The sequence below is a fragment of the bacterium genome, assembly GCA_019637795.1.
Classification (GTDB): Bacteria; Desulfobacterota; Binatia; order HRBIN30; family CADEER01; genus JAHBUY01.
This window is the reverse complement of sequence record JAHBUY010000003.1, coordinates 663967-676802: the sequence shown is the minus strand read 5'-3', so window position 1 is coordinate 676802 and position 12836 is coordinate 663967. Positions and strand designations below refer to the sequence as shown.

Annotated in this window: 10 protein-coding genes; 4 read left to right on the top strand and 6 right to left on the bottom strand. The window is 73.8% G+C overall.

Annotation, left to right across the window (positions count from 1 at the left end; all coding sequences use genetic code 11):
* Positions 1–263: 263 nt before the first annotated feature.
* The 4 genes from KF840_12895 to KF840_12880 form a co-directional block, all read right to left on the bottom strand.
* Positions 264–3395, bottom strand: coding sequence for a proprotein convertase P-domain-containing protein (locus tag KF840_12895; GenBank protein ID MBX3025797.1), 3132 nt, complete (start codon positions 3393–3395; stop codon positions 264–266).
* Between the two features lie 316 nt (positions 3396–3711).
* On the bottom strand, positions 3712–4281 hold the full coding sequence (locus KF840_12890) for a DUF99 family protein (protein ID MBX3025796.1): 570 nt from the start codon (positions 4279–4281) through the stop codon (positions 3712–3714).
* A 124-nt stretch (positions 4282–4405) separates the two neighbouring features.
* Complete coding sequence (locus tag KF840_12885; protein ID MBX3025795.1) at positions 4406–5863, bottom strand: DUF2867 domain-containing protein; 1458 nt, start codon at positions 5861–5863, stop codon at positions 4406–4408.
* A gap of 413 nt (positions 5864–6276) precedes the next feature.
* On the bottom strand, positions 6277–7005 hold the full coding sequence (locus KF840_12880; protein ID MBX3025794.1) for a Crp/Fnr family transcriptional regulator: 729 nt from the start codon (positions 7003–7005) through the stop codon (positions 6277–6279).
* Between the two features lie 117 nt (positions 7006–7122).
* Between KF840_12880 and KF840_12875 the strand changes: the two genes are divergently transcribed.
* Together KF840_12875 and KF840_12870 are read left to right on the top strand one after the other, a co-directional pair.
* Positions 7123–8715: an arylsulfatase gene (locus KF840_12875; GenBank protein ID MBX3025793.1), complete on the top strand. Its 1593-nt coding sequence runs from the start codon at positions 7123–7125 to the stop codon at positions 8713–8715.
* 43 nt (positions 8716–8758) lie between these two features.
* On the top strand, positions 8759–9139 hold the full coding sequence (locus KF840_12870) for a hypothetical protein (GenBank protein MBX3025792.1): 381 nt from the start codon (positions 8759–8761) through the stop codon (positions 9137–9139).
* Between the two features lie 198 nt (positions 9140–9337).
* On the opposite strand, the gene KF840_12865 is transcribed toward KF840_12870, so the two are convergent.
* Together KF840_12865 and KF840_12860 are read right to left on the bottom strand one after the other, a co-directional pair.
* Entirely contained in the window at positions 9338–10558 is a 1221-nt protein-coding gene (locus KF840_12865; GenBank protein MBX3025791.1) for a glycosyltransferase family 1 protein, read from the bottom strand.
* Positions 10555–11415: an aminoglycoside phosphotransferase family protein gene (locus KF840_12860; GenBank protein MBX3025790.1), complete on the bottom strand. Its 861-nt coding sequence runs from the start codon at positions 11413–11415 to the stop codon at positions 10555–10557. Before KF840_12860 ends, KF840_12865 begins: the two co-directional genes overlap by 4 nt.
* A gap of 87 nt (positions 11416–11502) precedes the next feature.
* Between KF840_12860 and KF840_12855 the strand changes: the two genes are divergently transcribed.
* Both KF840_12855 and KF840_12850 read left to right on the top strand, forming a co-directional pair.
* Positions 11503–11673, top strand: coding sequence for a hypothetical protein (locus KF840_12855; GenBank protein ID MBX3025789.1), 171 nt, complete (start codon positions 11503–11505; stop codon positions 11671–11673).
* A gap of 170 nt (positions 11674–11843) precedes the next feature.
* A complete protein-coding gene (locus tag KF840_12850) occupies positions 11844–12776 on the top strand; it encodes a carboxypeptidase regulatory-like domain-containing protein (protein MBX3025788.1) in 933 nt (310 codons plus the stop codon).
* The last annotated feature ends 60 nt before the right edge of the window (positions 12777–12836 follow it).

Sequence of the window (12836 nt, the reverse complement as noted above, 5' to 3'; positions counted from 1 at the left end):
CGAAATGAGCGAGCGATTGTCGCGGACGGGAAGCACGCCCCCGGTCAGAGGACGCCCGACGACATCGTTGTTCAGATCGTTCACTTCTCGAATCGGGCGTTCCAACTCGGACCCGCACGCCACCAACGCGGCCGAGAGCGTCGGGAATGGCCGGCGGGGGGCGTGTCGTTGCGACCCGACACGGATCGGCACGCGGTCTCGCGGTCTGCGGGATGCGCCCGACGGTCCGCCGCATCGAACCGGCGTCGGTCGGTCGCCCTCCGTCAGTACAGGCACTCCACCGTGCAGCGGAAGCCGTTGAAGTCGCCGCAGTGGAGGATGGTCGCCGTGTAGTCGGCGGTGGCGCCGGCGGCGTCGCGCACCTGCAGGGTGACGGTGTACTCGCGCTCCTCGACGCCGACGGTGCCGGCGATCTCGCCGGTGGTGCCGTCGAGCACGAACCCCGGCGGGAGGAGGCCCCCGGTGATCGTCCAGGCGTGCGGAATGGCGCCGCCGGTGGCGCACGGCGCGAGGCGGCAGGCCGTGCCCTGTCCACAGCAGAGGGCGGAGCCCGACGGAGCGGCGAGCTGCAGCGCGGCGGGGTCCGGCCACTCGGTGCCGTAACGGTCCTCGACCGTGACCCGCGCGCCGCAGCCGTCGACGAGCGCGGGGTTCTCGTACTGCCGCGCCGCCGGATCGATGCGGTCGGGGTTCACCCGCTCGCCGCGACTGTAGACGTTGAAGCCGGCGACGTAGGGCGTCTGCAGGAACCCCAGCGGCGGGATGCCGCGGTCGTCGAACGTCCACGTCACGCGCCCCATGGCGGGCGCGGTCGCCTGCGGCGCCTCGAGGAAGTAGAAGTCGAACACGTGCGGGTCCTCGCCGACGGGGCGGTACTGCTCGCCCGTGACGACGATCTGGTCGAGGATGGTGGCGTCGACGCCGCTGGTCATCGGCGCGCCGAAGTTCTTCACCGTCACCGGCTGGCCGGCGGCGAGCCCCGCTTCGAGAAAGGCGTCGATGTCCGCCACCGGACCGACCGCCTGGCTGGCGTAGGAGAAGGTCGTCAGGCCGCGCAGCGCGTCGTGGAGCTCGCGCTCGGCGACGGCGACGAGCAGTCCCGGCCGGGCGATCGAGGTGCGCAGGCTCAGGGCGCGCACGCTGTGGTTGAACTGGTTGAACTGGACGCGCCAGCCGCGCTGATCGGGCGTCAGCACCTGGAAGAGCTGGCCCGGGACGATCTGGTAGAGATAGCCGGGCTTGAGATCGTAGGCGCCGACGGTGGCCAGGCGCGCGTATTCGAAGAACAGCGAGTCGAGCGTGCGGCCGTGGCTCGCGGCGAGGAGCGCGGCGAGGCCGTCGATGTCGCGCGTGTAGTCGGCGGCGACGACGTCGGCGGCGAGCGGCGCGCCGACCTGGGTCTCCAGCCAGTCGAGGAAGTCGGCCGCCGCGTAGTAGCTGCCCTCGTCCGACTGGGTGAGCGGCACGCGCAGGTACGTGGCCATCTCGCGCCGGTAGTACGTCACCGCCTCGGCGCGCGAGAGGCGGGCGGCGCGCGCCGCCCAGAGGTTGGCGATGGCCTCGAAGTACCACCGGTTCAGCACCGCGCCGAGGATGGTGTAGTGCTGGTCGGCGAGGACGTGGACGAGCTCGTGCGGCGCCGTGGTGCGCATCTCGTTCCAGTCGCTCAGGCGGGCGTTGATGCGGAGCGGACCGCCCAGCGGCGAATCGCCGCTGGCGTCCGGCGTGTGGGTGACCACGACCGGGAGCGGGTAGGACGGCGTCGCGAAGAGCGCCGCGCCGGTCGAGGTCTTGATGGCCAACAGCGCGGCGAGGCCATCCTCCAGCGCCTGGGCGAGGTCCTCGAGGTAGTCGGGCACCTCCGGATCGCCGGCGTGGCCGCCGCCCACCGCGGCCCAGTCCGCATCCGCGCGCGGATAGATCGGTAGGACTGCCGGGTCGCCGTCGGCGGGGAGCTGGCAGGGCTCCTTGGTGCGACAGTAGAAAAGGAGGCGGAAGTGGCCGCTGGGAGCCGTCCAGCCGTAGAGGAAGACGTGGGGACCGCCGCTGGCGATCAGGCGCAGGCGGTAGGGCGACAGGTGCGGCGCCTGGAAGGTCACCGCCCCGTGGGCGGCGTCGTAGCGCGGCATGCCGTCGACGGCGACCCACTGCTGGCTGGCGGCATCGAACGTCTCGGCGTAGAAACCGTCGGGGTCGACAGGCCCCTCGATCACCGACGCGTCCACCGGCAGCGTCAGCAGCGGCCCGGAGAGTTGCGCCGCCGCGGCGCCGGTGGCGACGACGTCGTACTCGCGCGACACGACGAGGCCGCGTTCGTCGGTGAAACCGGCGGCGCCACCGACGGTGGCGGCGATCGCCACCACGCCCTGGCCGCTGCCGGGCAGGACCTCGACCACCGCGCCGACGTCGGTGGCGACGCGACCGCCGATGGCGAGGTCGATCAGGTTGCCGGGCGGGTTGGTCGGCGTCGCGGTGGCGGTGCCGGGAGCGGTCGGCACGCGCGTGGGCGTCGGCGTGAGCGACGCGGCGACCGTCGGCGTGGCCGGGATCGTGGGCGTCGGCGAGGCGCCGCTGCTCGGCGTCGCGGTCGGGGTGGCGGCCGGCCGGGTCGGGGTGGCGGTGCGGGTCGGCGCCGCCGCGGTCGCGGTGTGGGTCGGCGTCGCCGGCGGCGCCGCTGCGGCCTCCAGGCACCAGCCCTGCAGCGCGCCACTGTCGCCCGGCGCGAGGTCGGCCACCTGCAGCCGCCACGTCCCGGCGAGCGGCTCGCCGGCGAAGGCCGCCAGCGGTTCGGCTGGACGCAGGCGGCCGGCCAGCGCCGGGGGCGTGTCGGCGCACTGGTCCTCGGCGGCGAGCGCCGCGTCGTCGGCGAGGGTGCAGTCGACGTCGTCGGCGCTGCAGCCGACCGGCTCGGCCGGCTCGCCGGGGCGATCGAGCAGCAGCACCGCGCGGCCGCTGTCGAGGTGCGTGAGCACCGCGCGCAGGTCGCCGACCCAGGTGTGGGCGATGCGCAGCGACACCGACAGCGTCGTCACCGCGGCGGGATCGGCGACGACCAGGTCGCTGGCGACCCCGTCCGCGTCGTCGTCGGGCACGGCGAGCGGCGCGGCGAGGGCGGCGCAGCGCGCCGACGATTCGCCGCAGCCGCTCTGCGCGGCGATGACGGCGGCCACCAGCTCGGCGGCGGTGACGCGGCCGTCGGGGTCGCGATCGAACGCGGCGACGCAGACCCCAGCCGCGCCGGGATCGAAGATCGCGGTCACGCCGGCGCGCAGGTCGTCGGCCCCCACGCCGGCGCGGCCGACGCAGTCGCCGAGGCAGACGTCGGCTCGAGCCGGGCCGGGCGCCGACAGCGCGAGGACCCAGGCGATGACGATGGTGATGACGACGCAGCTCATGACCCTGGTGGGCGCGCGCCGGTGCGCGCCCCGCCGCCTTGCAGCCCGTTGAAAGACAGCTCGCCTCCTGCGGGTGGGTTTCGTGCGCCAACTCTTCGACAACACCGACCGGTTCGCCTCCGGTTCGGCGCCTCGATCCGGCGCACGATCCATCGCCCCCGCGACGCCGCCTGTTTTCCAAACGGACTACGGTCCAAGTTGCGTGCCGCGCGGGCGACGACCGGCCCGGCCCGAGCCGCCGTTGCGCCCGTCGCACCGACGCGAAGGCGGCGAGGGCGGCGGTGGCACCGGTGGGACGGACGCGGGTGACGGCGCCTCAGGGGCGGCCGCGGCTGGCGCCGCGCCCGACCGCGCCGGCGATGAGGTGCGCGACCCGCAACGGCTCGGGGATGCGGCTGTGGAGCGCCAGGCGCTCGACTACGACCCGTGCCTCCTCGGCGGAGAGGCCGACGCGCTGCACGCACACGCCGCCGCAGGGTTCCATCGCCCCCAGCCGCTCGATGGCCCGCCAGCGGGCATGGCCACCGGGCAGGCGGTTCTCGAGGGCGCGGCGGACCGCGGCCAGGTCCGGGCGCCGGCGCGCGACCACCAGCACCGGGCGGCCGACCTGCTCGCGCAGCGCCACCGCGTCGACCACGTTGAAGCCCGCCAGCGTCACTCCCTGCAGCAGCACCAGGTGGACGTGCTCCTCGAAACGCGAGCCGGTGAGCATGGCCGCCAGCACGGCGGTGGCGTCGGTGCCGTCCTTTTCCACCGCCGCCAGCAGCACCCCGTCGAGGCGGCGGTCGGCGAACACCGCGCCGACCACCGGCACCGGGCCGCGGTGCGTGCGCGCGAAGGGCGCGTCGTCGAAGCCGACGGTGTTCGAGAGCCGGCGCGGGCGCACGACCGCAGGCTACCACCACCGCCGCGCGCCCACGACCGCGCGGAGCGCGGTGGGCGGGCCGGCGGGTCGATTGGCCCCGTTTTCCGCCAGGAGCGCGGCGCGGACAGTCGCGCGCGGCCCGCGGTCAGGCCGCGGCGCCGCCGCGGTCGTCGCGCTCGGCGGCGGCGACCAGGCCCCGCAGCATGCCGGCGAACACGAGCTGGTGCAGCGGATAGATGCCGTACCAGTAGGCGAGGCCGGCGAGGCCGACGGGATCGAAGATCGCCGTCTGGCGGACGCGCGCGCCGGCGGGGTGCGGTTCCACCTCGAACTCCAGCCAGGCGCGGCCGGGGAGCTTCATCTCGGCCGCGAGCCGCAGGCGGCGGTCGGGCTCGTAGACCTCGACGCGCCAGCAGTCGAGCACGTCGCCGACGCGCAGCGCGTCGGGATCGCGGCGGCCGCGCCGCATGCCGGCGCCGCCCAGCAGCAGGTCGATCCAGCCGCGCAGCGTCCACAGCCAGTCGGCACAGTACCAGCCGGTGCGGGCGCCGATGCGGCGCACCGGGGCGAAGGCGCGCGCCGGCGGCACGGCCGCCACGGCGCTCCGCGCGTCGACCAGGCGGCTGCCGAAGCGCACGCCGCCCCAGTCGCGCGGCTCGCCGAGCGACGACAGCGCGTCCGACCACCGCGTCTCGTCGAGCTCGCGCTCCTCGGCGCGCAGCGCCTCGGCGATCGCGGCCTGCATGCCGCGCGGGCGGATGCCGAACACCTCCGCCGCCGCGGGGTCGCGTACCACCGTGGCGTGGACGATGCTCTCGATCAGTTTGCGGCCGATGCGGGCGTAGACCGGCGTCACCAGCCCGAGCCAGAGGCTCGACAGGCGCGGTGTCAGCACCGGCACCGGGATCATCCAGCGGCGCAGACCGCGCAGCGCGGCATACTCGCGCATGAGGTCGGCGTAGGTGACCACGTCGGCGCCGCCGATCTCGAACACCCGGCTGGGTCCCGGAGGCAGGTCGCGGGCGGCGATCAGGTAGGCGAGCACGTCGTCGATGGCGATCGGCTGCGCCGGCACCGACACCCAGCGCGGCATGATCATCACCGGCAGGCGCTCGACCAGGGCGCGCACCAGCTCGAAGGAGAGGCTGCCGGAGCCGATGACGATCGAGGCGCGCAGCTCGATCGTCTCGACGCCGCTGTCGCGCAGGATGTCCCCGACCTGGAGACGGCTGCGCAGATGGGGCGAGAGCGTCTCGGCGGGGTCACCGAGACCGCCCAGATAGATGATCCGCCGCACGCCGGCCGCGCGCGCGGCGCGACCGAAGTGCTGCGCCGCGACGCAGTCGCGCTCCTCGAAGGGCTCGGCCGAGCCCATCGAATGGATCATGTAGTAGGCGGTGCCGACGCCGGCGAGCGCCGCCGGCAGCGTCTCCGGCCGCAGCACGTCCCCCCCGACCACCTCGACGCCCGGACCGACGCGCGCCCGCAGGATCTCCGGCCGACGGGCGAGCCCGCGGAGCGCCGCGCCGCGTGCCGTCAACGCCCGCAGGAGCCGGCTCCCGACGTAGCCGGTGGCGCCGGTGACGAGGATGCGGTCGCTCATCGGAGCTCCATCGACCATGCGCGTCTCAGCGCTCCGGGGAGTGCAGCGCCGGCGGCAGCAGGCCGGCGAGCGCGTGGCGGACGCGCGCGCTCGCCCGCGGCGGTCGCTGGACACCATCCGAGCCCCGAGGAAGCGGTGGCCGTCCCGCTCGACGATCTCGCGGCGCGGCCGGCGCAGATGCGACGGCCGCTTCACCTCCGAGACCAGCTCGTGAATTGTTCGGCAGCCGCTCGAACCACGGCCGCGGATCGAGCACTGCCACGTCGCAGTCGGCGGACAGCGCCATTGCCGCGCTCAGGCCGGCGATGTTGACGCCGACGATGAGCACCTCGTGCCGCGTCCGCGCCGGTCTCATGCTGCGGATGATAACACCGCGGGCGCCGGGCCGGGCCCCGCCCGACAGCGACGTGCGGTCAGATGACGCGCCGCGGCGCCGCCAGCGGAAGCGGTGCGGTCGCGCACAGGGACGCCGGATCGGGGATGCGCAGCGAGCGGAAGCCGATCTCGACCAGGCCCTCGTCGCGCAGACCGGCGAGCAGCGCATTGAGCGTCTGCCGCGACACGCCGACGATGCGCGCCAGCTCCTCCTGCGAGAGGCGCAGGACGACCGGGCCGACGCCGAAGCGCTCCGCCCGGCGCAATTCGACGAGATCGGCGAGGCGCATCCGCAGCCGCTCCTCGGGCGACAGCGCGCGCGTGTCGGAGAGCTGGCGGATGCTCAGGGCGTACCGTTCGAGCGCCAGCGTGGCGAAGGGTCGGAACCAGCGCGGCTCCTCGTCGACCAGACGCTCGAACTCGCGGCGCGGCAGCAGCAGCACCCGCGACGCCGTCGCCGCCACGGTGCCGACCACCGCGGGGGCGCCGGTGAGGAGCGAGTACTCGCCGATCCAGAACCCCGGCTCGCCGACGTGGATGAGATCCTCGCCATCCGCGCCGACCGGCCGGATCACGCGCAGCCGGCCCTCGAGCAGGCCGTGGAGCCCCTCCAGGCGGATGCCGGCCCGGGTGACCACCTGCCCGCGGCGGTAGGCGCGCACCACCGAGCGGCGCACGAACTGTTCCTGCAGAGCCTCGGGGAGCTGCCGGAACCAGGCTCCATCGCGCAGCAGGCGCAGCATCCACGGCGTCGGGTCCCCGGTCACGGGCGACGCGCTATCACCTCCCCCGCCGGCGCCGCAAAGATTCTGCACGGCTTGTCGCGCCCGCGACAGCTTTCGCCCCGGGACGCTGCCAAGAACGGGCCCGTGAAGGAGGTCCCCATGCCCCACATCCGAGGTCCGCTCGCGATCCTCGCCCTGCTGACTGGCCTGTGCGCCGCGGCCGAGGCGCAGCCGGCCGCGCCTGCCAGGAAGCCCAACATCCTGGTGATGTTCGGCGACGACGTCGGCTACTGGAACCCGAGCATCTACAACCGCGGCATGATGGGCTATCGCACGCCCAACATCGACCGCATCGCCCATGAGGGCGCCGTCTTCACCGACGCCTACGCACAGCAGAGCTGCACCGCCGGTCGCGCCGCCTTCATCACCGGCCAGTCGCCGGTGCGCACCGGCCTCACCAAAGTGGGCCTCCCGGGCGCGCCCGAGGGACTGTCGGCGAAGGACCCGACCATCGCCGAGCTGCTCAAGGCGCAGGGCTACGCCACCGGCCAGTTCGGCAAGAACCACCTCGGGGACCGCAACGAGTTCTTCCCCACGGTGCACGGCTTCGACGAGTTCTTCGGCAACTTCTACCACCTCAACGCCGAGGAGGAGCCGGAGAACGAGGATTATCCCAAGGACCCGGCGTTCAAGCAGACGTTCGGACCGCGCGGCGTCTTCAGGTGCGTCGCCACCAGCACCGTGACGCCCGGCGATGACCCGCGCTTCGGCCCCTGGGGCAAGCAGAGGTGCGAGGACACCGGCCCGCTCACCACGCAGCGCATGGAGACCTTCGACGGCGAGGTGATGGACGCGACGCTCGACTTCATCGACCGCCAGAACGCCGCCAAGAAGCCGTGGTTCGTCTGGTTCAACACCACCCGCATGCACATCTGGACGCATCTCAAGCCGGAGTCGCGCGACAAGACCGGCGTCGGCGTCTACGCCGACGGCATGGTCGAGCACGACGCCCAGATCGGCCATCTGCTGCAGAAGCTCGACGACCTCGGCATCGCCGACAACACCATCGTCATCTGGACCACCGACAACGGCGCCGAGATGATGAGCTGGCCGGACGGCGGCACGACGCCGTTCCGCGGCGAGAAGAACACCAACTGGGAGGGCGGCTATCGGGTTCCGCTCACGGTGCGCTGGCCCGGCGTCATCAAGCCCGGCACGGAGATCAACGACATCATCTCGCACGAGGACTGGCTGCCGACCCTGCTCGCCGCCGTCGGCCAGCCGGACGTCAAGGAGCAGTTGCTGAAGGGCACCACGGTCGGCGGCACCAACTACAAGGCGCATCTCGACGGCTACAACCTCATGCCGGCGCTCGGCGGGCAGGGCGAGTGGCCGCGCCACGAGTTCCTCTACTGGACCGACGACGGCGATCTCGCCGGCCTGCGCTACAACCCGTGGAAGGTGGTGTTCATGGAGCAGCGCGCGCACGGCTTCGACGTCTGGCAGGAGCCGATGGTCACCCTGCGCGTGCCGAAGCTCTTCAACCTGCGTTCCGACCCGTTCGAGCGCGCCGATCACGAGGGCATGGGGTACAGCCGCTGGCGCATCGACCGCGTCTACGCGCTGGTGCCCGCCCAGGTGTTCGTCAAGAACTGGTTGGCGAGCTTCAGGGAATTCCCGCCGCGCCAGAAGCCCGGCAGCTTCAACCTCGGCGACGCCCTGGAAAAGCTGACCGCGAACAGCGGCGAGTGAGAGTCTCCCGCGCGGGCTCGGCCGGGAGAACGTTGAGGTGGTGATGACCAAGATGGTGACGTCGTCGATTCTGCTGGAGGGCAACAGCATCGCCAACCTGGCGCACATGCTCGCCGGCGGCGAGCCGGTGGCGGCGCAGCAGCCGGCGGCCTGCGTGTGGTCGCCCGAGAAGTCGCTGGCGGCGGCCGTTCTCGCCAGCGCGCTGATCGAGATCCGCGATCACTCCGGCGATCCCAAGCGCGCCGCACTGGTCGCCGCCGAGCTCGACTGGGTGCGCTCGGACCTGGTCGATCACTTCTACGCGTTCCGCCACCTGTGCGAGCTGCTGAACCTCGATCCACAGTGGGTGCGCGCCGCGGTCGAGCGCTGGCACGCGGCCGGCCGGCGGCGCCGTGCCGCGCTGAGCTGGCGCACTGCCGCCTGAGGCCGGTCGGCGCGCGCCGGTGGTCGTGGCACGCCGCACGCCGGGCCAGGGGTCGCCCTCGCCCTCGCGCGGGCCCGGGTCTCGCGGCTCCGCGCGACCGTGCACGGGTGCGGCTCGGAGCTGACCCCGGGACCTTCACACCGAACGGCGCCGTCTGGTCGCACCGCCGCGGCGCTGGGAGGCGATCCCCGGGACAGATCAGCGGTCGGCCAGTGCCAGCACCCGATCGATGACCCGTGGCCGTTGGGCGACGACGTCGAGCTCCCAGGCGCGGGCTTCGCGCAGGCGATCGCGCAGCCGCTCGCGCGCCGCGGCCACCGTCGCCAGGGCCGACCGCACGTCGTCCACGGTCACCGGTCCGCGCCGCGCCTCCACCAGCGGCACGGCCAGGCCGAGCTCCCGGCATCGTGTGGCGAGCGCCGGCTGGTCCCAGAAGATCGGATACGAAATCATCGGGACCTCCTGACAGATCGCCTCGTGCGTCGAGTTCAGTCCCTGGTGCGTCAGGAAGAGGTCGGCGTGCGCCAGCACATCCCACTGATCGACGTAGTCCTCGACGCGGACGCGAGCGTGCCGCAGCGCGTCCGCCCACGGCCCGGGCGTGGCTCCGCCGAGGCTGATGATGGCGGCCGTGTCCGGCTGCTCGGCCACGGCTCTGCTCACGGTCTCCAGCAGCTCCCGTCCCAGCGCCTCGTACCGGCGCCAGACGACCGTCCCCAGGCAGACGAAGAGGCGGCGCCGGATCGCCGGATCGGCGCCGAACGGTTGCGTGGAGGACGGTCCGCGGGCCAGGTTCTGCGGCGACAGGGAGCCGATGAACTCCAGCGGCGCGAAGGCCGGGCGCTCGTCCGGGCGCAGGAACTGCGGCGGCTCGCAGTAGAGGTTGAGATCGGGGCTCGGCGGCGTGGCGAAGGCGAGCGGGGTCGCGTCGGGCAGCAGATCCCGGGTGCGCAGCGTCTCGACCGCGCGCTTGCAGGCGTCCGAGAAGACGAGTCTGGCGTAGTCGGAGAGGATCTCCTGGATCGTGGCCGGGGTGACGTTGTGCCCGGCGCACACGTTCACGCGCGGCAGTCCCAGTCGCCGCGCCACGATCTGCCCGATCACCGCGAAGCTGTCATGGACGATGAGCGACGGCTCGAGTGCGGCCACCTCGCTCAGGATGGCCTCGGCATGGAGCCCGGCGAAGGTCACATAGCGGCACGGCGTGGGGATCGACTCGGCATCGGCCTCGGCGAGCGAGCCGCGGGAGTACAGGTCCATGATCTCGCCGCCGGCCTGTTCCACCTCCTCGCGGTAGCGCCGCTCCGCGAACACGCAGACGCGCAACCCCGCCGCGGCCAGGCCCGCCACCACGGGCAGCAGTCGGCGGAGATGACCGTGCCCTTCCATGCTGAAGAACACCGCGGTTGGCGCTGTCACGTGGCCATCTCCGCCATCAGTCGGCGCAGGCAGACCAGCGGCGCCTCGACGTTATCCGGTGTGTAGCGCAGGCGGATCTCCAGCGCCCGCACGGCCGCCACGATCTGCCAGAACCGGAACGGCTCGGGCGCCCCGGGTGCCGCAAGCGCCGTCCTGTAGGCGTCGAGAAAGCCGCTCCAGGCGTCCGGCGCCAGGGCCCAGCGGTACCAGGCGCGGCCGAGGTCATAGCCCAGCGCGTCGCGTCCGAGACGCTCGTTGTCCACCACCCGTAGCCGGCCCTGCCGATCGGCCACCATGTTCACGCCGCAGAAATCGGTGTGGATCAGACCGTAGAGGCACGTCCCCGGATCCTCGCGGCGCAGGGCTCGCGCCAGGACGGCCGCGTCTTCTCGGCGAAGCAGGCCGGCGCGGCGCACCGCGTGCACCGCCTGCACCGTCGCCCGGCGCTGCTCCGCCGTGGACTCGCGCCCGAACAGCGTCCGTCCGTCGAGCGTGGGCCGCATGTGCAACTCCGCGAGGACGCCGGCAGCCCGGCGGACCGTCATCGCGTCGGGAGCCGCGCCCACCACCTCGCCGTCGACCCACTCCTCGAGGAGCACGCGTCCGTGCCGGACCAGCACCGCCGTGAAGGCGTCGGGCAGGGCGCTGCGGATCTCGGCCTGCACCCGCGCCGCTTCCTCGCTGGGCATCCGTCGGGCCTTCACGGTCGCCGCCGGTCCGCCGTCGGTCAGATCGATGCGGTAGGTCACGCGATCGAGCGCGGGGCTCATGAGGCTCGACAGGCACTCCCATCCGGACCAGCGCAGGTCGTTCGCCCTCAGGGCGGCCTGGACCTCGGCATCGAGAACGCCGGTCACGGCGCGCCGCTTCCGGGCCGCCGGCAGCGCGCAACGCCACGCCCCCGCGCCTTTCCGGTACGCGCTCCGGCCGCGCGCCGCAGCAGGATGTTCGCCGGCATGCTGGAGCGCGAGCGCGCGGCGCCGTGCGGGCCGAAGTCGACGCCCGGTTTCCAGCAGCGTGCGCTCGCCGGCGGCTGCGGATTCTCCCGCGACGCGTCCAGGCGCGCGACGTGCCGCGGTTCCTGCGACGAATCGACCACGATCCTCGATACCTGAGCCTGACGTCCGCTTCGAGCACTTGCCGCGCCGCAGGCAACGGCGAGGAGGGGTTCGCGCTCCAGGGCGACACCATCGTCGTGCGCGCCTCGCGGCGCCAGTCTGGTGCCTGGCGCCAACGCCGCGCGCGGCGGTTGTCCCCCGACGCGGCATGCGGCATCTGTCTGGCGATGGATCGGAGCGCAGGGGCACCGACGGACGGACGGCGCGCGGCGCCGCGGATCGCGGCGGCAGGCGGCGCCGCGCTGCTGCTCTGCGCGGGCGCGGCGCGGGCCGCGGTCGTGACCGGGACGGTGGTCGGCGACGGCGCCGTCCCCATCGGCGGCGCGCTGGTCGAGGTCCTGCGCCCGGCTGGCGAGCCGCCCTGCGCGACCCGCAGCGCGGCCGACGGCAGCTTCGCGCTCACCTGCGAGGCGACCGGTACCTACGCGCTGCGCGCCTCCTCCGGCGGCCTGCAGCCGTGGCGCATCGAGGCGGTCGAGCTGGCGCCGGATCGCGCGCTGCAGCTCAACTTCCTGCTCCGCGCCGACGCGCCCCCGGCCGCCGCCGCCGTGCCGCCGGTGACCGCCGCGCGGGCCGAGCCCGACGGGTCGCCGCTGATGCAGCCGCTCGCCAATCCGCTGCTGGCGGTCGTCCACGGGCGGCCGGTGTCCCTGCGCCACGCCGGCGCCGCGCTGGCAGCCTTGGCCTTCGTGCTCGGCGCGGCGGTGATCGTGTCCGTTGGGCGCCACCTGCGCCGCACCAGCGGCCCCCTCGCCGCGGCGGAGGCGGCCGACCTCGTGGTCAACGCGCGCCGGCGTCTGGGGCAGCGCCTGTCGCCAGTGGCCGCCGGCGCCCGCGGCGCGCACGCCGACGTGTCGTACGGCGCCGAGGAGATCGCCGCGCTGCTGGCGCAGCGGCGCTACGGCGTGCTCGGCGCCTGCCTGCTCGCGCCGCTGCTGTTCGCCGCCGCCGCCACCGGGTTCGCCGTCGCGCTGCTCGTCGGCCAGCCGCTCTACCTGCTGCTGGCCATGCTGCTGGTTCCCATCGGATTCCTCGTGACGCCCCTGGTGATCCTCATCCAGGCGCGCCGCCTGCTCGCGGCCGCCCCGCCGATCGCCTGAGCGGACGATCCGCGGCGGCAGCACGGGCACGCCGGTCCAGGCGCCACGGTCGGGCGCGGG